This is a genomic window from Phycisphaerae bacterium (genome assembly GCA_019636475.1).
Lineage (GTDB): Bacteria > Planctomycetota > Phycisphaerae > UBA1845 > UTPLA1 > JADJRI01.
Map to the genome: position 1 here is coordinate 426850 of JAHBXN010000003.1, position 24960 is coordinate 451809.

Below are 24960 nucleotides of genomic sequence, written 5' to 3' on the forward strand. Positions count from 1 at the left end.
CGCGGCGGGAAGTTCGTGACAAGGTTGAGCGTTGGGTTGTTCGGTCGGTCGCGGGACCGGCAGATCTCTTAGCCCGAGCGTCTGCCATCCCGGACCGGCCGAAACCGAAAAGTTTCGACCGATTTTTAGAGGAGATCACGAATATGAACATGATCCGCCACTTCCGATCATTGAATTCAGTAGCCTGCCTGGCCGGTCTGGCACTGACCGCCCTGCTGCTTTCGTCCACTGCATTCGCATCAGACGGACGATTCGATGCCTCACAGGCAACTTTCCATTCATTGACTCGCGAGGAGATGATCGCAAAGAAGGTGGCTGAGGTCACACACGGCGGATCGTGGGCAGTCGCACAAGGTGTGGACCATCCGGACGGTCACGCAGGAGATCACCACGACGATTGCGGCCGCTGCGTCACGCTGTCCGGCATGAGCATACTCTTCGATCCTGCGGCGGATGAGGTCGGCGTCCTGTCCGTGCTTCAGCAACTCCCCGATGAACAGTTTGCCTCATTTCTCCCTCAGGGCAGTCGATGGACCGCCACGGCCACAGACGGTGCCGTCGCACAAGGCGAGCGATTGACTCTGACCTATAGCTTCGTGCCGGACGGCACACCGATCACAATCGCCGGCACGGTCGAGAGTGAGCCCAGCTCTCTTTTCACCCGATTCGATGCAAACTTCCCCGGAGGTCGAGTCGCGTGGAAAGCCAAGTTTGCACAGGCACTGAATCAATGGGGCGAAATTCTCAACATCACATACGTCGAAGTCGCCGACGACGGCGCTGCATTCCCGACAAGCGCTGGAGCGCTCGGCCTGAGAGGTGACATCCGCATCGCGATGAGGTCGCTGGGTGAGCCGCTCGCCGTTAACTTCTTTCCGCAGTTTGGCGGAGACATGGTCCTCGACAGCCTCGACATCGGGCAGTTCGTAAATCCGGTCAACGACTATCTCAACCTCCGCAACATCCTCACCCATGAACACGGTCATGGACTCGGGCTGAACCACGTCCTGCCGACCGACAGTACCAAATTGATGGAGCCATTTCTCTCCACGGCATATGACGGACCGCAGGAAGATGACATCCGTGGCGCACAGTCACTCTACGGCGACCGCTTCGAAGCGAACAACGTCATCGCAAATAATAGCTTCCTCGGCGGCCCGCTGACCTCTCCGACAAATGGCGCGCAAGTGCTGACCTTTGACAACATGGCCTTGGAACGCGCGGATTCCGCGGATTTCTACGGGTTCACCGCGTTCGCCGGCGTGCCGATCGCCATTCGTGTCGATCCGATCGGCACGACCTATCAATTCGCCCCGCAATCGAATCCAAACTTAACGACCACGGTTAACGCAAAGGCCGTTCGCAATCTCGGCCTGCGACTCTGGAGGCGCGTCTCCGCGCAAACCAACACCTTCCAGTTGTTGGCACAGATCGATTTTAATGGAGCCGGTGAGGCTGAATACCATCCGCCGATTCCTTACCAGACCGCCGGCTACATGGTCGCGGAGGTCTACTCAATCGACGGTTTCAGCGACTGCCAGCGATACTCAATTCGAATCAGTAACGCCGCGCTGACCCCACCTGTGGCGCCCGCTTCGATGAGCGTCTTCAACGTTGCCGCCGGCCAACAGATTTTTGACGGATCGACGCTTCAATTCGGCAATGCCAATACCGGTGCGAACGTGAATCGAACGCTGACGATCGTGAATGGCGGACCTGGCGCGCTCGATCTGGGCCAGCCAACCTTCGCAGGTCCGGGTGCGGCGGATTTCGCGTTTAACATGCTGACCAGCACGATCGCACCGGACGGAACGACGACTATCGTCGTCGTGTTCACGCCGTCCGTGGCGGGTCTGCGGCAGGCTGTCATGACCTTGCCGAATAACGATCCGAATCAGCCGAACTTCAGCTTCATCGTCAGCGGCACCGGTGTGGTTCAACTCATTCCCGAGATGGAAGTAAGCCTCGTGGGGGCGACGCTTGCCGAGAATGATCTCGTTGAGTTGGATGGTGCGGAAATCGGAACCGCAGCCACGATCAGCCTCGAATTGCTCAATACGGGTACCGCCACGCTGAATATCTCGAATATCGATTTCACCGGCAATCAGTCCGCCGAATATTCAGCAAGCTTCACACAGGCGACAATCGCACCCGGCGCGTCAACAACACTCAGCTTGACCTGCGTACCGGCGGACGAAGGCGATCGAATCACGCTAGCCCGCTTCTTCAGTAACGCTGTACCGAGCCCGTTCAGACTGGAACTGCGGACACAGGGCCTGGCCGTTGAACCACAAATCACTGACTGCAATGCCAACGGCATTGAGGACGCTCAGGACATCGAGTCCGGTGCGAGCATGGACTGTGATGCGAACGGCATCCCGGACGAATGCGAAATTGATTCAGACGGGGACGACGTCATTGATGCGTGCGATCTGTGCGCCGATGAGGACGATCGCATCGACTTGAATGGCAACGGCGTGCCCGACTGCACTGAGATCGTGAACGACAATCCGGACAACAACAACAACAACAATGGCGACAACGAGAATCAGAACGCAGGCGGCAACAACGGTCTGTGTGGAATGGGAGCGGGCACGTCGCTGCTCACCTTCATGCTGATGGCCTGCGGCGGAACAGTGTCACAGCGTCGCCGATACACCGCGAGACGGGTGAAATAATTGCCGACGCACACTCACGAATTCCATCAATCGGCCCAGACGGCCCCGTGCGATTCCGGTCGGACGGGGCCGTGGTCATTCAACGCCCGGCGTGCATAAGAAGGCGTGGACGCGCTGTAGGAACCCGGAGCCGCGGACTTGTATCGCACCGCGCGTGAAAAAGCCCGCGACGGTTCGGTCGCGGGCCTGATCACGATGTAGTCGCGTTGAATGAAAGCCTAGCGGCTGTAGTACTCGACGATCAGGTTGTAATCGACATCGAAGGGAATTCGGCTGTCTTCCAGCGCGGGCATTCGTGCAATGGTCGCTTCGAATTTCGCATCGTCGCGCTGAAGCCAATCGAGCTGAAGATGAAACTCCGCCGTCTCGCTGATTTGCTTGACGACGTTCAGGCTCTTCGGCCTCACGGCGATTCGCTGCCCGGGCTGCACAGCATAGGATGGAATGTTCACGCGCTGACCATCCACGGTGAAGTGCCCGTGTGAAACCATCTGCCGCGCCTGCCAGATCGTTCGCGCCCAGCCCAGACGCCTAATCACGTTATCGAGGCGGGTCTCCAGCATTTCGTGAAGGACAACGGGCGTGGTTCGCTTCGACTTGCTCGCTTCTTTCATGTAGCGGCGCATTTGTCCGTCGCGAACGTTGTAATAGCGAGCGAGCCGCTGCTTGGCAATGAGGCGCTCGCCGTAAAGGCTTTTGCGCCGACCGGCGCCCAGCCCATGCACGCCGGGCGGATTCTCGCGGCGAAGCCGCATGTGCTTGGGGGTTTCCGCGATCGGCACGCCGAGGGCGCGGGACAATCGAACTTTCGGACCGTGATACGTTCCCATTCTCCGTAGACTCCTGCTTGTCTTTCACACGCCGCAAATCTCAGGGAAGACACACCCTGCCGACAACCTCGTCGGACAATGCCGTTTGCGGCGGTTCCGCGCCGTCCAGATTTCAATCACAGGCCTGTGGCGTCGGCGCGGTCCGACAGGCCTGAAACGCGGTTCCCGGCCGGCAGCCGGAAACATTTGGGAGCCCCACAATATAAAGGTTACCTCCCCGCGGAGCAAGCCGATCAGCCTGCCGCCAATACTCGGCCCGCCGCCGACCACCCCACCAAACCCCCCGAAAGCGGTGTTAATTGAGGACATCAAGCGAAAGATTGCCGCGGGAGTGGTTTGATTGAACCATTGGGCTGCCGTTCGGCCTGCCGCCGTCAACTAGTTCGCCATGAAGCGTGTAGGGGGTCGCCGCGATGACCCGCACGTCCACCATTCGCCCGATCAATTCGCGCGACCCCGAAAAGACGACAATCTGGTCGCCGGAGGTTCGACCCACAAGCTGCAACGTGCCCGAGCCGGCGCGGGGCCGTTCATCGGCTGCGTCAACCTCGTCGCCGCGATCCTGTTCCGATTCCTGCCGTTTCATTTCGACCTTGCTCGGCCCTTCGACAAGCACTTCGGCCAAGAGACCCATCATCGCCTGATGATTCGCGACGTTGATCTGGGCCTGAAGCGCGAGCATGTCGTTGTTTCTTCGGCGCTTCTCTTCATCGGGGACGTCGTCGGTGAATCGCCCGTCCGCTGTCGTTCCCGGGCGAGGCGAGTATTTGAAGATAAAACAGTTTTTATAGCGAGCCTTCCGAAGCAGATCCATGCTCATCTGGAAATCTGATTCCGTCTCCCCGCAGAAGCCGACAATCATGTCCCCTGCGATCGAAATATCCGGCATGAGCTTCCGCGCCCGGTCGATCAGGCTCATGTACTGTTCAACGGTGTAGCCACGGTTCATCCGCTTTAGCACGTCGTTGCTGCCGCTTTGCGCCGGAACATGCAGGTACTTGCAGATTCGCTCGGACGCGGCCATGACCTCCAGCGACTCATCCGTGAAATCCCGCGGATAGCTTGTGACAAACCGCAGACGTGGCAGTTGCGGCACTTCGTCATGCACGCGCTTCAACAGTTGAGCAAAGGTGGTCCGCCCTCGCGGTCCTTCGCCGACATACTCGTAATGATTGACTGTCTGACCCAGGAGCGTCACCTCAACGACACCCGAATCCGCCAGGCGGCGCACTTCATCCACGATCTGGCCCGGCGGTCGATGCTGTTCCGGCCCGCGGGTATAGGGCACCACGCAAAACGTGCAATACTTGTTGCAACCGCGCGTGATGCGGACATACGCCTGATGGCGCCCGAAGACTTTCGGCGTATCCGGATGGGAGGACAGGCCGAACACGCGACCGGAATCGAGGGCTTCCAGGTCGTCATGACCACCGCCTGATCGAATCGGAGTCGACCGCTGTCGCAGACGCCCGGAAAGCGCGACGGCCGGGGATCGAGTCGCTTTAACGTCGTCAATCAGACCCGGAAGTCGGCCCAGCTCGGTCGGCCCGCAGAGAATGTCGACATGCGGCATTCTCGCAAGCAGGCCGTCGCCGTCCCGCTCAGCCATGCAGCCGATGACAGCGATAATCTGGTCGGCGCTCCGCTTTCGCGAACCCTTGAGTTGTCCCAGGCGGGAATACACTTTGTCTTCGGCATGCTGCCGGACGGAGCATGTGTTCAGCACGACAATGGATGCCGCATTCATGTCACCCGTGATTCGATAGCCCCGCGATAGAAGCGCACCGAGCGCAAGTTCGCTATCAAGGGCGTTCATCTGGCATCCCATCGTCTCAAGATAGACCGTTTCGCCGGAGCTCATGCTTTCTCGCCCGCGGCATCGAGCACTTCGATGCGCTTTTCCGATTTCCTTCGTATCGCGTCAGATGTCGTTCGGTGCTCAATGCACTCGCGGTGAAGTTCCCTCGCCTTGGCGGGGCGGCCGAGCTTCTCATACGCCCGGGCCGCGCGAAACAATGCTGCCCCCACCTGCTCGCTTTCAGGTGTCAGAATGACAATTCGCATCGAGATCAGGGCTGACTTCGTGTAACGCTTCCGAGCGAACTCCAGTTCCGATTCGACTATCCGCCAGTTGTCTTTTACACCGGTGCTTTGGGTCGACTTCATGGCCGCCCGGATCAGTGACTCGGCGGTGTCATAACGACCCTCGCGAATCGCCTGAACGGCCTCGCCGCGGCGCGATGCCGACGCCGCCGGACCGCCGGATTTGCTCACGTCGCCGCTGATTTTTCCCGGCTGATAGGCGCCAATCGAACCGGTCGGTTCACGGCCTGCAGCACGCGCATACTGCATGATCGCAATGCACACCGCAAAAGCCGACAGCAAAACAATCGCTCGAGCTCGCGAATCTCCATGCGATCGAAAATTTCGTATCATCCGGTCACGCACGCGGTAAGCCTCAAGCGGGAGGGGTTAGGAAGCTGAACTTTCGATGTCGAGCATCAAGCGGGCGCTGTTTTTCAATGTTTTTTGTCGCCACCGCCGTCGGGAGCGCGCGGATCAGACACAGACAACTTCTTTCACTTCAGGCACATTGTCGCGCAAAGACTGCTCCACGCCGAGCTTGAGGGTGACGGCGGCCGACGGGCAGCCGATGCACGCGCCGTGAAGCCGGACTTTGACCACGCCATCGACGCCAACGTCGATCAACTCGATGTCTCCACCATCACTCTGAACGGCCGGCCGAAGCTGGCGGATGATGTCCGTCACATCGGCCCTGATGTCGTCAATCGTTCGGGTGGTTTGTGACATCCGACACTCCTCGGCGGGACGGCCAATGACGCCCGCAGCCATTCAGCCAGAGTATAGCCGTGAAGAATGGCGCGTCGCAATCATCCGGGGATCAACGACCGAATCCCGGTTCACTTTGTGTCCATGTCCGCTGTCTCGCCGGCGGATTGCTGGAGAACCCGGCGACGTTCAGTTCACACTTCGGAACAACGGCGATGCAATAGGGACTTGAGGGAACAAGCGGGGCACCTTCCGGCGGCTGGACGACCGAGGACTCCACGCGGAGTTCGCCCCCCTCCCTGACGACCCGGTCAATTTTTACGCGGTATTGATCGGAAGGGACGCGACCGAGCGTTATCACAAGCATCATCTCGTGATCAAAGTCAATCGGAATCTGTTCGAGCGGAACCTTCGCGAGGGCCGCCGAGTCCCGAATGACAAGCCGCATCGCGCGGGTTTCATGCGAATGAACGCGGACCACCTCGCGGAGAATCGGCAGTTCCTCTCCATCCGAAGGCATCTCACTGATCCCGTCGGCGGACTCTATGCAACTCCAACCCAAGCAGAGCGACGCCACCAGGATGAGCGCGGCGTTTCGTCGCGAGGAACCCTCGCAACCCGCCAAGCCGAAGGACCGATTAGGCTGAGAACGCTTCCGCATGGGTTCAATGTTAGGCCGGACGCACCGATATTCAAAGGGGGGGCCGACCGCCGCCTTGACGTGAGCAACCACGGCCACTAATCTCCATGCATGGAGTTCCGTACATGAGCCAGTTCAAACCCAACTCTTTGAAGATTGTCGCGAGGACGGCGAGTGTCCTCGACAGCAATCCGACTGCGCGAGGGGTTTCCCTGGTTTAGTGTGTCACGGCGACCGACTTGAACACACCAGCCCCGGAAACCACGAGTTTCCGGGGTTTTTTTGTTTGATAGAAAATGAGAGCCAAGGCGGCCGGTCGCCGCCCACAGCACCAGAGTCATTCCCTAATGCAAGCTGCATCAACATCCAACGCACCGTTACTCGAGCCGACCCACAGTCGATCCGTGCTGGTCGCCGACATCCGCACGCTGCTGACACTCGCGATGCCGATCATTGGAATCACATTGTCACGCATGCTCATGGGCTTCGCGGACTTCTACCAGGTCTCGTTCCTCGGCACCGAGGCCACTGCCGCCATCAGTCCGGCCACGCTCTTTGTCTTCATGGCTCTGTGCCTCGGCATGGGCGTCGTTACCAGCGTTCAGACCTTTGCCTCTCAAGCGCTGGGTCGAGGTGAACCCCGCGAAGCGAGTGGCTATGCGTGGCAGACGATGTATATCGCCGTGTTCACGATCCCCATCGCATTCGCCATGACCCTGATTTCCGATGCGGTCTGGGCGGGAATCGACGCGCCAGCGGCGGTCCGCGCCATGGAGGCCGACTATTGCCGCGTCGCATTCTGGTCCGTGCCTTTCGGCGTGGCCTGCGCCGGCCTCGAAGGTTTTTTCAACGGCGTTCAGAAGCCGGGGGTGGCCCTGAAGGCCATCATCGCCGCTCTGATCACGAACGTGGTCGGGAACTACCTGCTCATCTTCGGGAAGTGCGGCTTTCCCGAACTGGGCATTACCGGGGCGGCGATTGCGACCATTTTCGGTTGGGTCGTTCGGCTCGTTGTACTCGGGTGGGTGTTCTTTTCTGCAGAATTCCGGGACCGGTTTGGAACACGAGCGAACCGCGGACTCGACGGAAATCGGCTGTTATCCACGCTGAAAATAGGCGGACCGACTGCGATTCAGTGGGTTCTGGACGTGGGGGCGTGGTTCCTGTTCCTTGCCGTCATCATGCAGGGCTTTGGCACCGCGACGCTGGCAGCATCCAACGTGGGCATCCAGTTCATGCATGTTGCGTTCATGCCGGCCATCGGCGTAGGCGTGGCATTGTGTACACTGGTGGGCCACGCAATCGGTGAAGGCAAGCCGGACGTCGCGATGCGAAAGACGAAGGCCGCATTGATCGTTACCGGCTCTTACATGGGGTTCATCGGCCTGTTCTTTCTGCTGATTCCCCGATTGCTGATGTCATTGGTGTCGGACGATCAGGCAGTGATCGACGCGGGGGTCGGGATACTGATCTGGGCCGCGCTGTTCCAGGTCTCCGACGCGTTGTGCATCGTCTATATCAACGCGCTTCGGGGTGCGGGCGATACGAAATGGCCCGCGGTGGTACTTGTTCTTCTTTGCTGGACCGTATTCATGGGCGGGGGCTACGGCATGGTCCGATTCGTCCCGCAAATGGGCTTACACGGTCCGTGGATGATCTGTACGCTCTACATTACGATTCTGGGCGTTGTTCTCTGGCGGCGATTTGCTCACGGAGCGTGGCGGCAGATCAGGCTGTTTGAGGCGAAGCCGGAAGCCTCTGGCGCCGTGGCTGCGTCGATCGAAGGTTCGAATTCCGAGGGAGGACTCGCCGCGATCGACGATCCCTTCGCGGGGAACATCGGAGTCCATTCGTGAACCGACGACAGGTCATTCAAACGCCCCGGCTGTCACTCGTTTGCGGTGACGTCGAAATGGCTCGCGCTGCCGCGGAAGGCGATCACGCCGCATTTGCCCTGGCGCTTGATGCTCATGTTCCGCCGGAGTGGCCGCCGGAGATCATGGCTGATGCTCAAGCACCGTTGGTCCGTCTGATCGACTCCGGAGGCAGTTCGATGAGCGGGCTGGCGTGGTATCTAGTTCTGCGCGAAAAGAAGTCGTTAATCGGCTTCGTCGGGTTCAAGGGCCCGCCGCGGGATGGCCGACTGGATATTGGATATGCAATCCTGGACGCGCACCACGGGAAGGGCTATGCAGCCGAAGCAGTTCGAGCCCTGACGCACTGGGCGTTTCTCGATCGCCGGGTCCAGCGAATCGTGGCGGAGACTCTTCCGCACCTGACGGCGTCGATTCGGGTTATCGAGAAGTGCGGCTATTCGCTTGCTGCGGCCTCCACGATCGGACATGACGGCGAAGCATGCGTGGTTCAGTATGAGATGACGAGAGAGCGACTATTTGGAGCGTAGCATATCCAACGTCGAATCGTGGTATCTATCACAAGGCGGAATCGAAGACTTCAAATGTTCAAAGAACTCCCCTCCAGCATCGACTTTCCGGCGAATGAGAAGGACATCCTACGCTTTTGGGATGAGCACAGCATCTATCAGAAATCGCTCGACGCGCGGAAGGGTGGCAAGCCTTTCGTCTTCTTCGAAGGCCCCCCCACCGCCAACGGCCTGCCCCACCCCGGCCACTGCCTGACGCGGGCGATGAAGGACCTGTTCCCTCGCTACAAGACCATGACGGGGCATTACTGTCTTCGCAAGGGCGGCTGGGACACGCACGGTCTGCCTGTCGAGGTCGAGGTCTGCAAGGAACTTGGCATTCACAGCAAAGAGGAAATCGAGGCCTACGGGGTCGAGCCCTTTAATCGCAAGTGTCTTGAAAGCGTGTTTCGCTATACCAGGGAATGGGAAACTCTGACCCGCCGACTCGGCTTCTGGGTCAACCTGGAAGAGGCCTACGTCACCTATCATAAGAGCTACGTTGAAAGCGTCTGGTGGAGCCTTAAGCAGCTCTTCGATGCCGGCCTGCTCTATCAGGGGCACAAAATCGTCTGGTGGTGGGCGCAAGGTGGCACGGCGCTGTCATCGGGCGAGGTCGGCCAGGGCTATCGCGAAGTCGATGATCCAAGCGTCTATGTCCGATTTCCCATCGTCATCGACGAGCATGCGAGGGCCGTACTTTCCGAATCGTCCTCCGGCCTCGGAGCGGAGAGGCTGAACGCATCGTTTCTGGTCTGGACGACGACGCCCTGGACGCTGCCGTCCAACAGCTTTGCAGCCGTCCACCGGGATTTTGACTACGCGGTGGTCCACGATGAGGAGACCGGCGAGCGTCTGATCTTCGCCTCGGCCTTGGTGGATCAGATCGCCAAGAAGGCCAAGAAGAAATGCTGGAAGGTTGAGCGGACCGTCAAGGGATCCGAACTGGTCGGGCTGAGCTATCGCCCGCCGTTCGACTATTACCGCAAACGCCCCGCCAGCGACTTGATCCCGGGCGCTGAGGCCGGTGTGCCGCTCGGGGACTATCGTGCGGCCTTGACTGACAGCGCCGTCGGCGACGGTCGGACTCCGCAGCCGTACGTTCTCTGGCGCGTGGTTCATGCGGATTTCGTCACGCTTGATTCGGGGACCGGTCTTGTTCACGAGGCGCCGGCCTTCGGCGAAGTGGACTTCGATCTGCTGCAGCAGGAGCGGAAACGCTTTCGGCAGCCGGACTCCATTCCCCTGCTCTGTGCCGTCGCGCCGAACGGCAAATTCACCGCAGATGCGCCTGCCTATGAAGGTCGCTGGGTCAAGGACTGCGACAAGGACATCATCCGTGAGTTGAAGGAGAAGAGGGCGTACAGTGCAGCGGTCGACATCGCGACGCTGCTGCACCAGGAGCAATATCGCCACGACTACCCCTTCTGCTGGCGAGCCGAACAGGACCCGCTCATTCAGTATCCTCGCAAGAGTTGGTTCATTCGCACAACGCAGTTCAAAAACGACATGCTTGAGAACAACGAGCACATCAACTGGCTGCCCGACCATATCAAGGGCGGCCGTTTTGGGAAATTCCTCGAAAGCAACGTCGACTGGTCGCTCTCGCGCGAGCGATACTGGGGGACACCTCTGCCGATCTGGCAGTGCCGCGTCTGTGGCATGATGGAGGCCGTTGAGTCGTACGACGCGCTAATGTCCAAGCCCGGTGTTGCCGGACAGGAAGTCTGGGAACGCGCGAAGCGGGTTGAACCGACACTCTCCGATCATCTAAAGGTGCATAAGCCTTACATTGACGCGCTGACATACGCGTGCCCGGCTTGCGGCACCCGTGATTCTGACGAGGCGACCGAGCCGGCCCGCATGCACCGCGTGCCGGAAGTGATCGACTGCTGGTATGACTCGGGCGCGATGCCCTTTGCACAATGGGGATTCCCGCACGCGGCCGGCAGCGTGCAGCGACTCTGCGAGCAATTCCCCGCGGACTTCATCTCGGAAGCGCTGGATCAGACGCGGGGATGGTTTTACTCATTGACGGCCATCAGCGTGCTCTTGTTTGGTCAGAATGGAGTCGCCCGCGGCACCCTCGCCAACATCGATCCGACAGCCGGCGCTGATGCCGTGCCGTATCCTCACCCGTTCCAGAACTGCATCGTCCTCGGCCTGCTGCTGGGCGAAGACGGCCTGAAGATGTCGAAGAGCAAGAAGAACTACAAGGAGCCGACCTACATCTTCGATCACGAAGGCGCGGACGCCATGCGTTGGCTTTTCTTTTCAGGCCAGACGCCGTGGACCAGCATCCGGTTTCAGGAATCCGCTATCGCCGAAGGGCAACGTGAGTTCATCATTCGACTCTACAACTGCTACAGTTTCCTCGTGATTTACGCGAACATCGACAAGTGGACGCCGGCGGACCGACGCGCCGACGATGGCGCGGCCACGCTTAACCCGCTGGATCGCTGGATCCGCAGCGAACTCGCCAGTACGGCCATTCGCGTCTATGACTGCATGGAATCCTACGACAACTTCAATGCGGCCCGCACACTCAGCGCATTCGTCGATGCGCTGTCGAACTGGTACGTCCGACGCAGTCGTGATCGATTCTGGAAAAGCGAAATGGATTCGGACAAGCGTGCTGCATATGAGACGCTGCACCACTGCCTGGTTTCGACGGCCAAGCTCATCGCCCCGTTCACACCATTCATCGCCGAGTCCATGTACCAGAACCTTGTGCGATCCCACGATCAGGCGGCGCCGATCAGCGTGCACCTGTGCGACTATCCGGTCACGGCAGATACGAGGGAGTCCGTCGAGAAGGTGGTTGATGTCCGCCTGAACGAGGAGATCGAATGGGTCCGACAGCTAGTGTCGTGCGGCCGCGCGGCACGCTCCGCGGCGAAGCTGCGTGTGCGTCAACCGCTCGGATCGATCGAATTGTTTCACCGCCAGGCCGAGGTGATCAGGCGTTATGAGGAGATCATCCGCGACGAGCTGAACGTGAAGCGTATCGAATTTGTCACGCATGCCGAGATCGACAAGTGCGTTCACTACGAGGTCAAGCCGAATTTTCAGATCATCGGACCCAAGCATGGACCGCTCGCGCCGAAGATCAAGGCCGCATTGGCAAAGCACCCGACGCCCTATGAGATCGTCCGGCAGATTGAAGCGGAAGGTTCATACCATATGAACATCGACGGGCAGGATGTTGAACTGACGCCGGATGTTCTGTTCATCGAACTCCACGCACGGGACGGCTATGCAGCGGAGCGCATTCCCGGATGCGGCATCATCGTTCTCGACACGCATATCACGACAGAGCTGCGCGACGAGGGTTACGTCCGAGATCTGGTCAACCAGATTCAGCAGGCCCGCAAGGGCCTTGATCTGCGCTATGAGCAGCGGATCCAACTGGCCATCGTCGGCGACGGGGAAGTCAGCCGCATCGTTCATGCGCACGCGGCGTATATCACCGCCGAGACGCTTGCGGACTCGATTGTGGATCAACGTCTTACAGGTGTCGAACCCGTGACAGTTGACCTCGACGGCCGCACTGCCGAGATTTACGTGAAGCCAGTTTAAGTGTTGAACCACAGCGGGAGGCCTGTGCGTCGTCGGTGGCAACTTGGTCCATTCACAAGTTGCATCGTCGACGCCAGATTCCTGATGAGGATGATCCTAAGTAGACCTTCAACCCCCACGAGAGCGCGGAATGCCCAAATCGAAAAAAACCCCCAGACCACAGTACACTGCTCGAACGGCTGATAAGCAGATACTCTACCAAAATTCAGTGCAATCGCCCGAGGCAGAGGTTTCGTTTTGTAGGCGCGTTTACAAGAAACGATACGGCGTGGAACCAACGCATTTCCGGGAAGACTTCTGCGGAACCTTTCTGATCAGTTGTGACTGGGTCAAGCGTGGATCGGGCAACCACGCATGGGGCATCGATCTGTGCAGCGACACGATCGACTGGGGTCGCAGGAACAATCTGGTCAGGCTGAAACCCGGACAGCGGGAGCGCGTCCATCTGCTCAACCGGAATGTGCTGGATGTGGTCGATCCGAAGATGCATGTCATCGGCGCGTTCAATTTCAGCTACTTCATCTTCAAAAAGCGCGACGAACTCGTTTCCTATTTCTCAAGAGTTCGAAAGTCGCTCCACAGAAACGGGCTGTTTGTCACTGATGCTTATGGCGGTTTCGACGCACAGAAGCCGATGCAGGAAAGGCGAAAGTGCGGCGGCTTCACCTATGTATGGGATCAGGCACTCTATGATCCGATTACCGATGATACGCTGTGCCATATTCATTTCGAATTTCCCGACGGCACGAAGTTGCGCAAGGCATTTACCTACGATTGGCGATTGTGGACGCTCGGCGGAATACGTGATGCCATGCTCAGCGCGGGTTTTCGTGAGACTGAAGTCTACTGGGAAGGTACATTGGAGAACGGAGAAGGGGACGGAGTTTTCCGCAAGACGATTAAGACTCAGAACTGCGCGGCATGGACGGCCTATGTGCTCGGTTATCCGTGAAGATGCGTTCGACATGATGACTCAGGGCGCCGACGATAGCCCGCGATGTATCATCGGCGCGTGAGCGGGAATGCGATCGTGTTGCACACGCTGCAATCGCCACCCATAATGATTTCATGGGTGACGCAGACGTGAAATTCGCCGAGGGCGCGGCACAAGCGTCCAAGCCAACAAGGCGCCAGCGCGTGATCAAGTTCGCAAAACGACTCGCGGTTCTTTATTTATGCTGGTGCCTTCTGCTCATCGTGGGTCAGCGATGGCTGGTTTTCCCGGATTTCGCATCGCCTGAGCCGAGCGTCGAAGAGAAGTATGACAACTCCACGGTGGTGCTCAATCGCGACCTTGGCGACGGCGATCAGGTCGTAGCCTGGTTTGTTCCATGCCCTGCCGCGAGAAAAGGAATCGCCTCGCCACTCGTGGTTTATTTTCATGGCAACGCTGAAATCATTGATAGCCAAAGATTTGCGATCGAGCTTTACCGAGCGATAGGATGCTCCGTCCTGCTGCCGGAGTATCGCGGCTACGGACGGTCGGCCGGTCAGCCCAGCGAGGCGGCCATCGTCGACGATGCAGTCTTTTTCGTGAATGAGGCACTCAAGCGTCCGGAAGTTGATCCGAAGCGGGTTGTTTATCACGGACGTTCGCTGGGAGGCGGTGTCGCGGTTCAGACTGCCGCTCGCTTAAAGCCTCGTGCGTTGATCCTCGGCTCGACGTTTACCAGCCTTCGTCCATTCGCAAGACGCTATCTGGCACCGGCTTTTCTTTTGCGCAGTCCTTTTGACACTGACCAAGTACTTCCCATGTTTGATATTCCAATTCTGATTCATCACGGCACACGGGATAATATTGTTCCGGTCTGGCACGGCCGAGAGCTTCAGAGGATTGGCAGAGACGTCACGTACATCGAGTACGACTGCATGCACAACGATTTCCCGGGCGACGCGAACCTGGACCGCTACCCTCGCGAGATTGAGAAATTTCTCCAAAAGAACGGCATTATCCCATGAGCCGTCGTCAGCGAAGAAACGATTTGCGGCGCGGTCCCTTTCGGATCGCCGTGTTGATTTCCGGCAGCGGCACGGGCCTGCAGAACCTGATTGATCGTATCCGCGACGGAAGGCTTGCCGGCGTTGAAATACCGGTTGTGGTTTCATCGCGCTCAGATGTCGAAGGCGTGGCCCGCGCGGAGACGGCGGACCTGCCGGTCGATGTCATTCGGGTGAAGGACCACCCAGATATTGCCACGTTTTCCAATCATCTGACCTTGACGTTGGACGTGTATGACGTCGATCTGGTTGTGCAGGCCGGCTGGTTGTGCTATTGGATGGTGCCGGGGCGCTGGCTGGGGAAGGTAATCAATATTCATCCGTCCCTGCTGCCAAAATTTGGCGGCAAAGGATTTTATGGCCGGGCGGTTCATGAAGCGGTCCTGTCCGCCCACGAATCCGAATCCGGCTGCACGGTCCATTGGGTGAACAATGAATATGACGCCGGCGAAATCATCGCCCAGACGCGTTGCGCCGTCTCGCCCGACGATACGCCGGAAACGCTCGCTTCAAGGGTGTGTAAACTGGAGCATGAACTTCTGCCGCGAGTGATCGCTGACATCCGGGACGGAAAGGTGCCGCGTCCGCGTCAGCGCCGCGACCCGACCTAGCGGCTTCGGACCTAATCACCGGCCAAAGCCTCTTCAAAGAAACGCAGGACTCGACCGCGCGCCTCCTCGAAGCGGTCCAGCCACACCTGGTAGTGGTCCATGCCTTCGGCGATCCACAATTGCTTCGGCTCGGCGGCCGCCTCGAACAGCTCCCGCGCCATGCGCGCCGGTACGACGCGGTCCGCCGCCCCATGCATGATGAAGATCGGCGTCGGTGCAATGGCGGCGACATCATCGAGCGGATCGTGCTCGCCGCTGAGCACCAGTGGATACCACCAGCCGACAACCAGCGTCAGCGGGTGGGCCAGTACGTGATGCCTGGCGATATCTCGATAGCGCGTGAATGCACCGTCCACAACAAGTCCGCGTACGCGGCCCGGGTGACGAGCCGCGGTCACGATGGCCACGGCGCCACCGAGCGACTGACCCATCAGAAAAAGTCGTTCCGAATTCACTTCCGGGCGAGAAACCGCATAATCGATCGCCGCCTCGGCATCAAACACGGTCCCATTCCGCGTGACGGTACCGCTGCTTCGGCCATAGCCGCGATAGTCAAATACGAGCAGATGATATCCGGCGTCGGGCAGCCATCGCATGAATTCGAAATGACCGGTGATGTTGGCGGCGTTTCCGTGAAGATGCACGACGGTGCCTCGCGCGGGGCCACCACGAGCGGGTAGAAACCATCCGTGGAGCCGAACGCCGTCCGCCGCATCGAAGAAGACATCTTCGTATGCAAGATCGTGATCGGCCGGTGTGCCGCGAATTCTGGCATCGGGATAATAAAAGAGACGGTCACAGCCCCACATGGCGGTAATTCCCATCGCAAATAAAAGAAAACAGCCCGACGCATGAATGCATCGGGCTGTGATCGATGTACGAAGGTGCTGCCGCAACATACACTGCAGACAATCAGCGCTTGGAAAACTGGAAGCGCTTGCGGGCGCCCGGGCGTCCCGGCTTCTTGCGTTCGACTTCGCGCGGGTCGCGAGTGAGAAATCGGCCGTCCCGCAGCGAAGCGACAAATTCCGGATTGACCTTCAGGAGCGCTCGGGCAACACCAAGCATCACCGCGCCGGCCTGACCAGTTCCGCCGCCGCCGTGCACATTGGCGAATACGTCGTACTTGCCGAATGTCTTCGTCGCCTTCAGCGGTGCGACGATGTCCGCACGATCGCGAACAGAGAAGAAGAAGCCTTCAATCGGCTTGTCATTGATCACAAACTTGCCATCGCCCGGTCGGATCCGAACGCGGGCCACCGCCGTCTTGCGGCGACCGGTGCCCCAGAAATAGCCGTTCTTCATGACGCCAGCGGCCGGCTTTTCCGCCACGGCCGTCGCGCTTTCGCCGCCCGTCACATTCATTCCCGTCGCTTGGTCAGACACTTCGTGAAACTCCTGCAAGGATCTATTTATCCGAGACTCCGCTTTCGTGACTGGCCAAGCAGAGAGCATCGGCCCACCCCGCGCGTGAGTCGATTACCTGTTATTCGCCGTCATACACCAGCGGTTCGCACTTCTGTGCGGCATGCGGATGCTCCGGACCGGCATATACCTTCAACTTCGTGAGCAGCCGACGCCCCATCGCATTCTTGGGCAACATGCGTCGCACAGCCCACCACAGAATCCTCTCGGGATGCTTCGCCATCATGCTCTTGTACGGCGTGACGTTCAGACCGTCGGAGTAGTATGTATAGTTCACATACTTGTACTCCTCGTCCTTGCGGCCGGTCACGCGGATCTTCTCCGCGTTGGTGACCACCACAAAATCGCCCGTATCGACATGGGCGGTATAGGTCGGCTTGTGCTTGCCCATCAAGACGACGGCGATGCGCGCCGCGAGGCGACCGAGCACCTTTCCGTCGGCGTCGACGGAGTACCATTTTCTCTCAACTTCGTTGGGCTTCGCGAGATAGCACTTCTGCGTGACAAAGGACATGTTCAACTTCCAGCTAATCCACGGTTCGCAAACACTTACCAGAATCCCGCAGTATAGCCGGCTGCATCCCTGCGTCAAGGCCCGCCCGCACCCTGCCCAAGGCAGATGGAACCGTCCCCGTCACCCCTGCATTGTTTATCCGGGACGGCCCGTTCCCGTCCGCACGCCCAAGGCGACCAGTCCCTGATCCCGTCCAGAGCGCCCCGCGGGTGGATCAACGCCCTCCCCATCTCCCTGTCCGGACTGATATGCAACCCCCGGTGAACTCCCGGCGCCAAATCAACCGCCGACCCTGCCTAAACTCACGTCAAAACCCGTCTTAACGCATCCCGGCGGTATTGAAAAATCCGCCGAAGGTCCGGGGCCACGAAGAGTTGGTTTACCAATCGGCCGCCCGGCACCCGATAGGTCACCCGATCGCGAACGATGGTTCCACCCTCGGCCGCCTGAAACGTGTGCTCATGGCGCCACAGGCGGTACGGCCCCTTGCGCTGTTCGTCCACAAATCGGAACGGGGGTTCCCATGCCGTGATTTCCGAACGCCACCGCATGGGAAGGCCGCGAACCTTCAAGCGGTAATCGATCAACGTTCCCTCAGCCATTGGGATAGGTCGCGGAGTCAGCACTTCGAATCGCAGAAACGGCGGTGTGATCTGCTCGAGATTAAAAGCGTCGCCGAAGAAGTCAAAAACCCGATCGATCGCTTGGGGTACGTGAAGCTCGGCATCCAGTACAAAAGCGCCGACCGGGTCGGCGGCGTTTCTGATCGTGACCTCGTCCGACACGCTGATCAGCGTCGGCGATTTCTGATACGGCATGTCGCATCTTACAGGTCGAGCTACCATCAATTTGAACTCCCTATCAGCGGGACCCACGTTTCAATCCGGCTTCGACACTATCTGATTCTCCATCTCACCATTGGAGAAAGCGGCCTATTGCCGGTGCCGGAGATGATAGCGCGCCGCGGGCGCGACGGCGGATTGAAACAGCCTCTCAATTCGGTCGAAAACACAGAAATCGAATGGGCAGAGCCGCAATCAGCTCATTGCCTTCTCCGGAATTCCGGCGAACCGACGCATTCGTCCCCGTCAGGCCCCGTGCCGACTATGATTCACCGAAATCGAAAATTGAGAGAACCCTGACGAGAGCTCCGTAAATCATGTCAACCGGCTTAATGTGGTTCCGCCGCGATCTGCGGTTGCGCGACAACACGGCATTGCATCACGCCCTCGCAGCGTGCGAAAAAGTCTATTGCGTTTTCTGTTTCGACCGCGAAATCCTGGACCGCATCGAAGACAAGTCGGACCGTCGCGTCGATTTCATCCATCAGTGTGTTTCGGAACTGGACACCGAATTGAGCAAACTCGGTTCCAGTCTGATCGTTCGATACGCTCGCGCTTCCGAGGACATTCCGACACTTGCACGGACACTCAACGCGGATCGCGTCTATGCGAACCATGATTATGAGCCACGCCGAATCTCCCGCGACCAGGCGGTGGGCATGGCGCTTCAGCGCGACGGCCGAGAGTTGCTCACCTACAAGGACCATGTCGTGTTTGAGCGGAACGAGATTATCAACCAGTCCGGTCTGCCATTCAGGGTCTATACACCCTACAAGAAGGCGTGGCGTTCGGCTCTTCGCGACGAGCACATCGCCGAACGGGATTGTTCCCTGAAGAACGGGAAGTTCGCCAAACCTTTGCCGGCGTGGTCCCACGCATGGACTCTCGGCGATCTTGGGTTTTCCAAGTCCGATCTCACAGTTGCCGGCGGAATGTGCGCGGCCCGCGCGATGTTTGAGGAATTCCTGCAACGAATCGATCACTATCGCGACCTCCGCGACTTCCCGGCCGCCGATGGCGTTTCGCGACTGTCAGTGCATCTGCGTTTCGGAACGATCAGCATTCGTGAACTGGTCCGCGAGGCGATCAAACGCTCGTCCGCGGGTGCGGCGACCTGGGTTGACGAACTGATATGGCGCGAATTTTACAACATGATCCTGCACTTCTTTCCGCACACTCAGTCGCATGCGTTTCAGACCGATCTTGACGATCTTCCCTGGAGACGGGATCGCGAGCAATTCGGCGCATGGTGCGAAGGAAGAACGGGCTATCCGATTGTCGACGCTGCGATGCGCGAATTGAATGCGACGGGCTACATGCACAATCGCGCGCGGATGATCGTTGCATCATTCCTTACAAAAGACCTGCTCATTGATTGGTGCTGGGGCGAACGCTATTTCGCTCGGAAACTGCTTGACTACGATCTGTCACAGAATCTCGGCGGATGGCAATGGAGCGCGAGCATCGGCACGGACGCGCAGCCGTACTTTCGCGTATTCAACCCCGTTCTTCAATCGGAGCGATTCGACCCGGCCGGCGTCTATATCCGCCGGTTCGTGCCGGAGTTGCGGCACTACCCGAATCACGCGATTCATGAGCCATGGAAAACACCGCCGATCTCGCAAGCGCAGTTCAAGTGTGTGATTGGCCGCGACTACCCGGAGCCGATTGTAGATCACGACGAATCGCGGCGTGCGGCCGTGGAGATGTTTCGGGTCGCGCGAAGCCGATCGACATAGGTTTGGATGAGCGTTTGCGTTGACGTGTCGTGGTCTTACTCCGTGCTCACCAATCGGGCCATGGCGAATGTTCGGCCATAAAAAAGCGACCGCACAGTTGGTTGTGCGGTCGCCATGCTGCCAAATTACGCGTGTTTGATACAGTCGAGAGGCTTATGACGGAAGGCGTCGTCGTCGCATGACGAGTCCCCCGAATCCGATCGCCATCAATCCGAGGCTTGCCGGTTCAGGCACTTCATTGATGTAGAAATCATCCATGCCGAAACAATCGACATTGTTCATCACGGTGAAGACAACGCGGTCGACGGCATCGAAGGCGCTTCCGAGCGCAACCTGCGTCGCGGGAAAACCCCAATCCTCCGATGGAAGCAGCACGGGAGCTCCCGTGGGCACGTTTCCCACGAATCCCTGGACATACGCCAACTCATTCCCGCTCGCCGGCCCTCCGCCCAGGTCCGTGTTTGATGTCAAAGTGAAGTAGTTGAGATCGAACGTACCGGGAAGAATCTGGGTAATCTCCATGGAGGTCACGGTTCCGAAATTCCCAGTGGCCCAGTGTGCATGAATCACGTCGTTTCCGACACCGTAGTAGTTGCCAACGTTCGTCGAGAATCCCCCGGCCGAATTGGGCAGGAAATCAAACCGGTAGCCTCCCTCTTCGTAATAGTCGACATTATCCCAAACCACCGTGTTGTTGGTGGTCTCCGTTGATGAATCCAGTCGCGTGACGGTTCCACCGGTGAAGGTGACCAAAGTCGCCTGCGCTTGAACGGCCATGGCCGCCACAACGATTGACGAAGTTATGAACTTTCCCACGCTCGACATCTTCCCACCCTTTCGGAGGACGAGGCTTGTTGCGGGCAGAAACCGGCCAGAGTCCGACTGGCATCGGAACCGCCGCTTGCAAGCTCTTAATCAGATAAACTGAGAACAACCCCATCCCGAACTACACTGATCCCATAGCATATACACGGCGATTTTTTTCCGCAATGGATTTTACGAATTCCTGGCATCTAGAAAACCAGAGCGCGTTCGCCGTGCCGCGCCGGAGCATTCGGCACGCTTCGGGTGGTGTCCGCGGGCATCTCGCGGCCGGTCGCTTTGTCCGCGCCCGAAGGGGGCCGACGTCTATTCCGTCACGAAATGTCCTTCGCGTTTGCCGAGCCGCCAAAGGATTTCCTTGTACCAGCAGTAGCAGACGGGCAATACGAAGAGCGACAGGAGTTCGATCGACAAACCGCCGACTGCCGGCAGCGCGATCGGAATCATCATGTCCGCGCCACGGCCGTCGCTGGTGAGGATCGGCATGAGTGAAAGCACGGTCGTGGCCGAGGTCATCAGACAGGGTCGCACTCGTCGATTGCCGGCAGAGATGATATTGGCGCGGATGTCGGCGATCCCGCGTACGGGGGTTCGCTGAAACGCCTGACCGAGATAGGTCGCGAGCACGACGCCGTCATCCGTCGTCACGCTGAACAGCGCGATGAACCCGACCCAGACGGCCGCGCTGAGGTTGTATGTTCCGAAATGCAGCAGGTCTCGAACGTTGGTTTCGAAGACCTCGAAATTGCAAAACCACGGTTGGGCGACAAGCCAGAGTCCGATGAATCCGCCCGCCCAGGCGACAGGAATTCCAGTGAAGACGATCATCGAGACAAGCACCGAGCGAAATTCAAAGTATAGAAGGATAAAGAGCAGTCCGAGACTGATCGGCAGAATGACGCTCAGTTTCTTCTGGAAGCGCACCTGGTTTTCGTATGTCCCCGAAAAGCGATAGTGCACGCCTTCGGGCATGATGAGTCGCGGCAGATCGTCATCGACCGAAGCCATGATCCGCTCCTTCAGAGTGCGATCACAGGCCTCGACGACATCCACCTCGGCATAGCCGGGCAACTTGTCGAACAGCACATAGGACACAAGGAAGCCGTCTTCGCTCTTGATCTCCTGCGGCCCGCGGACGTACTGAATTTCGGCGAGTTGAGACAATGGCACCTGCGAGCCATCGGCTCCGGGAACGAGCACCCGCCCCATCGCCTCGATGTTGTCCCGAATCTCACGTTCGTAGCGCACGCGCACGGGGTAGCGCTCGCGGCCTTCCACCGTGGTTGTGGCGGTCATGCCGCCGAGTGCAATCTCGATGACATCCTGCGCGTCCCTGATTCTGACGCCATACCGCGCCGCCCTTTCGCGATCGATCTCGATCTCTAGAAACGGCTTACCGACGACTCGATCGGGAATGACGGTTGCGGGCGAAACACCCGGCACGGTCTTGATGATTTCCGCGATTTCGTAACCCGCTTGCTCGATGGCTTCAAGCGTGTGCCCAAAGACCTTGACGCCCATCGGAGCCCGCATGCCGGACTGAAGCATCACCAGCCTCGCCGCGATGGGCTGCAATTTCGGCGCACCAGTGACACCGGGAAAATCAGCGGCGTCCTGAATCTCTTTCCAGATGTCATCCGGCGACCTGATGTGGTCGCGCCATTGGCGAATTGGTTTGCCGTTTTCGCCGATGATCATTTCGCCGGTGATCGGATCGAGTTTGTATTCCGACTTATAAAGGACGATCGTCTCGATCATCGAAATCGGGGCGGGATCGATAGCCGTCTCGGCGCGTCCGATCTTTCCGACGACGCTTTCGACTTCAGGGATCATGCGAATGGCCTTGTCTTGTGCGGACACGGCGTCGATCGTTGCACCGACCCCGGCATGCGGCATGAGCGTCGGCATGTACAGGAAAGAACCCTCGTCGAGAGGCGGCATGAATTCTCGACCAAGTCCGGGGAACTCATGAACCCCGGACACCCAGAACTTTGAATACAACGATCGCTGCCGGCCTGCCGCCTCCGTGCCGGGTCGCGGCATCCACGAAAACACCCGTCCGAATCCGAGCCAGACGACCAGTCCGAAGATCACAATCGTCGCGGGCACGCAGAGGAACGCCGCTTTATGATCGAGGAACAGCCGCAGAAAGTATGGATACAAATCCACGAAAACCACCCGCACACTCGACCACGCTACGTTGATGCCGAGCACGACCACCAGATTACGGAACATGCCCGCCCCCGGCCCGAGCGGCTGCCAGTGTTCCGTCAGCAAAACAAGCACACCGCCAATGACCAGCAGGCCACCGACAGAGCGCACCCATTTCATCGCCGAGCGCGACGCGATTGAATCGATGATTGAATAGGCGCCATAGGCGGCGACGGCCATACCCGCCCAGTGCCATCCCAGAGTCATCATTGTGATGCCGCCGACCACAAACAGACTCGGCAACATCCATCGTCCCGGTCCACGCCCGCCTCCCAGCGGCGTGAATATCAGCTGCGCCATGGTCGGCAGAATGAAGATCGCGACAAGTAACGAGCCAAGAAGGGCAAAGGTCTTCGTATAGGCCAGAGGCTGAAACAGCTTGCCTTCCGGTCCTTCCAGGGCGAAGACAGGAAGGAATGCAATGATGGTCATCAGGATCGCAGTCGTGATGGCCGATCCGATCTCGCTCGTCGCCTCGTAGACAATGTCCCGTATTGGAATACGACCTCCCTTCTCCTCGAGATGACGCACAATATTCTCGGAGAGAATGATTCCCATGTCGTTCATGGTGCCGATTGCAATGGCAATGCCACCCAGGCTCATGAGATTCGAATCGACACCGAATGCCTTCATTAGAATGAAGCACATGGCAACGGTAAGCGGCAGCCCCAGCCCGATGACGGTGCAGCTTCGCAGATCGCGCAGGAACAGCATGACAACAAAAACGGTGACGAGCAGTTCCTCCCAGAGCGCGTCACGGAGCGTACCCAGCGTTTCGTTGATCAGATCAGTGCGATCGTAGAACGGCACGATCTTCACGGTGCTTGTTGTTCCGTCTGGAAGCGTCCGGGTCGGCAAAGCGCCGCTCTGTTCCAGTTCGGCGATTCGACGCTTCACGCTCTCAATAACCTTGAGCGGATTGGCGCCGTAACGCACGAGCACGACGCCGCCCACAGCCTCGACGCCCTCCTTATCCAGGACTCCGCGACGAAGGGCCGGGCCGATCTGCACACGTGCCACATTGCTGACATATATCGGCACACCGGCGGTCTGCCTGATCACGATCTCTTCGACATCCCTGGTGCTCTTGATGAAACCCTTGCCGCGGACGACATACTCGACGCCGTTCCATTCGATCGTACCCGCTCCCACGTCGATATTTGCCTGCGCAACCGATTCAAACACTTCCTGAAGCCGAACGCTGTGCGCCCTCATCGCGTCGGGATCCACATCAATCTGATATTCGCGGACATAGCCGCCGACGCTTGCGACCTCGCTGACACCGGGAACACCCTGAAGCGCGTAGCGAACCGTCCAGTCCTGAAGGCTCCTCAGTTCCATCAGGTCAAAACCGCCTCGAGACCCCTCCAAGGTATACCAGAAAACCTGTCCCAATCCGGTTGCATCCGGTCCCAGCGAAGGCGTCACGCCGGCCGGTAATCGCTGCTGAGCCACGTTCAACTTCTCGAGAACACGGGAACGGCACCAGTAGAAGTCATGCTGATCGTCAAAAATGACATATACAACTGAAAACCCGAACATCGAGAACGCGCGAATCGACTTGAAACCCGCCGTGCCCTGAAGCGTCGTCGTCAACGGATATGTGATCTGATCCTCCACGTCCTCCGGAGACCGGCCGGGCCAGTCCGTGAAGATCACCTGCTGGTTCTCGCCCAGATCGGGAAATGCGTCGACGGGAATCGGATCGCGCGGAACGATCTCACTGGTGACATTGAACGGCATCACCCTCCAGCCCCAGAACAGCGTGAACGCGAGCAACAGCAGCACGACCAGCTTGTTATGCAGGCAATAGTGAATAACCCGATCAACAAGGCCCATCGAGCGCGGCATGTTCGGCG

At 58.8% G+C, this 24960-nt stretch carries 19 protein-coding genes; 8 read left to right on the plus strand and 11 right to left on the minus strand.

Features of this window, described 5'->3' with window-relative positions; translation table 11 throughout:
- Positions 1-143 precede the first annotated feature (143 nt).
- The gene (locus KF841_07295) at positions 144-2678 is read left to right on the plus strand and encodes a choice-of-anchor D domain-containing protein (GenBank protein ID MBX3395158.1); all 2535 of its coding nucleotides are present in this window, start codon (positions 144-146) and stop codon (positions 2676-2678) included.
- A gap of 218 nt (positions 2679-2896) precedes the next feature.
- Here KF841_07295 and rpsD read toward each other — a convergent pair whose 3' ends face one another.
- The 5 genes from rpsD to KF841_07320 form a co-directional block, all read right to left on the minus strand.
- Positions 2897-3508 carry a 30S ribosomal protein S4 gene (rpsD, locus tag KF841_07300; GenBank protein MBX3395159.1) on the minus strand — a complete coding sequence of 204 codons (612 nt, stop codon included), beginning with the start codon at positions 3506-3508 and terminating at the stop codon, positions 2897-2899.
- A 295-nt stretch (positions 3509-3803) separates the two neighbouring features.
- Entirely contained in the window at positions 3804-5369 is a 1566-nt protein-coding gene (gene miaB / locus KF841_07305; protein ID MBX3395160.1) for a tRNA (N6-isopentenyl adenosine(37)-C2)-methylthiotransferase MiaB, read from the minus strand.
- Complete coding sequence (locus tag KF841_07310; protein ID MBX3395161.1) at positions 5366-5893, minus strand: hypothetical protein; 528 nt, start codon at positions 5891-5893, stop codon at positions 5366-5368. Before KF841_07310 ends, miaB begins: the two co-directional genes overlap by 4 nt.
- 174 nt (positions 5894-6067) lie before the next feature.
- Entirely contained in the window at positions 6068-6289 is a 222-nt protein-coding gene (locus KF841_07315) for a NifU family protein (GenBank protein MBX3395162.1), read from the minus strand.
- A 121-nt stretch (positions 6290-6410) separates the two neighbouring features.
- The gene (locus KF841_07320; GenBank protein MBX3395163.1) at positions 6411-6818 is read right to left on the minus strand and encodes a protease complex subunit PrcB family protein; all 408 of its coding nucleotides are present in this window, start codon (positions 6816-6818) and stop codon (positions 6411-6413) included.
- Positions 6819-7285: 467 nt separating this feature from the next.
- Here KF841_07320 and KF841_07325 point away from each other — a divergent pair, with 467 nt between their 5' ends.
- From KF841_07325 to purN, 6 genes are all read left to right on the plus strand, one after another.
- Positions 7286-8794: an MATE family efflux transporter gene (locus KF841_07325; protein MBX3395164.1), complete on the plus strand. Its 1509-nt coding sequence runs from the start codon at positions 7286-7288 to the stop codon at positions 8792-8794.
- Positions 8791-9342: a GNAT family N-acetyltransferase gene (locus tag KF841_07330; GenBank protein ID MBX3395165.1), complete on the plus strand. Its 552-nt coding sequence runs from the start codon at positions 8791-8793 to the stop codon at positions 9340-9342. Before KF841_07325 ends, KF841_07330 begins: the two co-directional genes overlap by 4 nt.
- Positions 9343-9396: 54 nt before the next feature.
- The gene (locus KF841_07335) at positions 9397-12939 is read left to right on the plus strand and encodes an isoleucine--tRNA ligase (protein ID MBX3395166.1); all 3543 of its coding nucleotides are present in this window, start codon (positions 9397-9399) and stop codon (positions 12937-12939) included.
- A gap of 130 nt (positions 12940-13069) precedes the next feature.
- A complete protein-coding gene (locus KF841_07340; protein MBX3395167.1) occupies positions 13070-13891 on the plus strand; it encodes a class I SAM-dependent methyltransferase in 822 nt (273 codons plus the stop codon).
- A 116-nt stretch (positions 13892-14007) separates the two neighbouring features.
- On the plus strand, positions 14008-14898 hold the full coding sequence (locus KF841_07345) for an alpha/beta hydrolase (GenBank protein ID MBX3395168.1): 891 nt from the start codon (positions 14008-14010) through the stop codon (positions 14896-14898).
- Complete coding sequence (gene purN / locus KF841_07350; protein MBX3395169.1) at positions 14895-15548, plus strand: phosphoribosylglycinamide formyltransferase; 654 nt, start codon at positions 14895-14897, stop codon at positions 15546-15548. The genes KF841_07345 and purN overlap by 4 nt, the downstream gene beginning before the upstream one ends.
- An 11-nt stretch (positions 15549-15559) precedes the next feature.
- Here the strand turns inward: purN and KF841_07355 are convergent, their stop codons facing one another.
- The 4 genes from KF841_07355 to KF841_07370 form a co-directional block, all read right to left on the minus strand.
- Entirely contained in the window at positions 15560-16357 is a 798-nt protein-coding gene (locus KF841_07355) for an alpha/beta hydrolase (protein ID MBX3395170.1), read from the minus strand.
- Positions 16358-16460: 103 nt separating this feature from the next.
- Entirely contained in the window at positions 16461-16853 is a 393-nt protein-coding gene (gene rpsI, locus KF841_07360) for a 30S ribosomal protein S9 (GenBank protein ID MBX3395171.1), read from the minus strand.
- A 181-nt stretch (positions 16854-17034) separates the two neighbouring features.
- Positions 17035-17487: a 50S ribosomal protein L13 gene (gene rplM / locus KF841_07365; protein MBX3395172.1), complete on the minus strand. Its 453-nt coding sequence runs from the start codon at positions 17485-17487 to the stop codon at positions 17035-17037.
- Positions 17488-17789: 302 nt separating this feature from the next.
- A complete protein-coding gene (locus tag KF841_07370; protein ID MBX3395173.1) occupies positions 17790-18305 on the minus strand; it encodes an SRPBCC family protein in 516 nt (171 codons plus the stop codon).
- A 341-nt stretch (positions 18306-18646) separates the two neighbouring features.
- Here KF841_07370 and KF841_07375 point away from each other — a divergent pair, with 341 nt between their 5' ends.
- On the plus strand, positions 18647-20068 hold the full coding sequence (locus KF841_07375; protein ID MBX3395174.1) for a deoxyribodipyrimidine photo-lyase: 1422 nt from the start codon (positions 18647-18649) through the stop codon (positions 20066-20068).
- Between the two features lie 153 nt (positions 20069-20221).
- On the opposite strand, the gene KF841_07380 is transcribed toward KF841_07375, so the two are convergent.
- Positions 20222-20884, minus strand: coding sequence for a PEP-CTERM sorting domain-containing protein (locus KF841_07380; GenBank protein ID MBX3395175.1), 663 nt, complete (start codon positions 20882-20884; stop codon positions 20222-20224).
- A gap of 312 nt (positions 20885-21196) precedes the next feature.
- Positions 21197-24952, minus strand: a complete 3756-nt coding sequence (locus tag KF841_07385) for an efflux RND transporter permease subunit (GenBank protein MBX3395176.1) — start codon at positions 24950-24952, stop codon at positions 21197-21199.
- Positions 24953-24960: the final 8 nt, after the last annotated feature.

Coding starts and splice junctions, on each gene's coding strand:
- KF841_07295 (MBX3395158.1), top strand. CDS start 144: ATGAACATGATCCGCCACTTCCGATCATTGAATTCAGTAGCCTGCCTG.
- rpsD (MBX3395159.1), bottom strand. CDS start 3,508: ATGGGAACGTATCACGGTCCGAAAGTTCGATTGTCCCGCGCCCTCGGC.
- miaB (MBX3395160.1), bottom strand. CDS start 5,369: ATGAGCTCCGGCGAAACGGTCTATCTTGAGACGATGGGATGCCAGATG.
- KF841_07320 (MBX3395163.1), bottom strand. CDS start 6,818: ATGCCTTCGGATGGAGAGGAACTGCCGATTCTCCGCGAGGTGGTCCGC.
- KF841_07325 (MBX3395164.1), top strand. CDS start 7,286: ATGCAAGCTGCATCAACATCCAACGCACCGTTACTCGAGCCGACCCAC.
- KF841_07335 (MBX3395166.1), top strand. CDS start 9,397: ATGTTCAAAGAACTCCCCTCCAGCATCGACTTTCCGGCGAATGAGAAG.
- KF841_07340 (MBX3395167.1), top strand. CDS start 13,070: ATGCCCAAATCGAAAAAAACCCCCAGACCACAGTACACTGCTCGAACG.
- KF841_07345 (MBX3395168.1), top strand. CDS start 14,008: ATGGGTGACGCAGACGTGAAATTCGCCGAGGGCGCGGCACAAGCGTCC.
- purN (MBX3395169.1), top strand. CDS start 14,895: ATGAGCCGTCGTCAGCGAAGAAACGATTTGCGGCGCGGTCCCTTTCGG.
- KF841_07355 (MBX3395170.1), bottom strand. CDS start 16,357: ATGTGGGGCTGTGACCGTCTCTTTTATTATCCCGATGCCAGAATTCGC.
- rpsI (MBX3395171.1), bottom strand. CDS start 16,853: ATGAAGAACGGCTATTTCTGGGGCACCGGTCGCCGCAAGACGGCGGTG.
- rplM (MBX3395172.1), bottom strand. CDS start 17,487: ATGTCCTTTGTCACGCAGAAGTGCTATCTCGCGAAGCCCAACGAAGTT.
- KF841_07370 (MBX3395173.1), bottom strand. CDS start 18,305: ATGCCGTATCAGAAATCGCCGACGCTGATCAGCGTGTCGGACGAGGTC.
- KF841_07375 (MBX3395174.1), top strand. CDS start 18,647: ATGTCAACCGGCTTAATGTGGTTCCGCCGCGATCTGCGGTTGCGCGAC.
- KF841_07385 (MBX3395176.1), bottom strand. CDS start 24,952: ATGCCGCGCTCGATGGGCCTTGTTGATCGGGTTATTCACTATTGCCTG.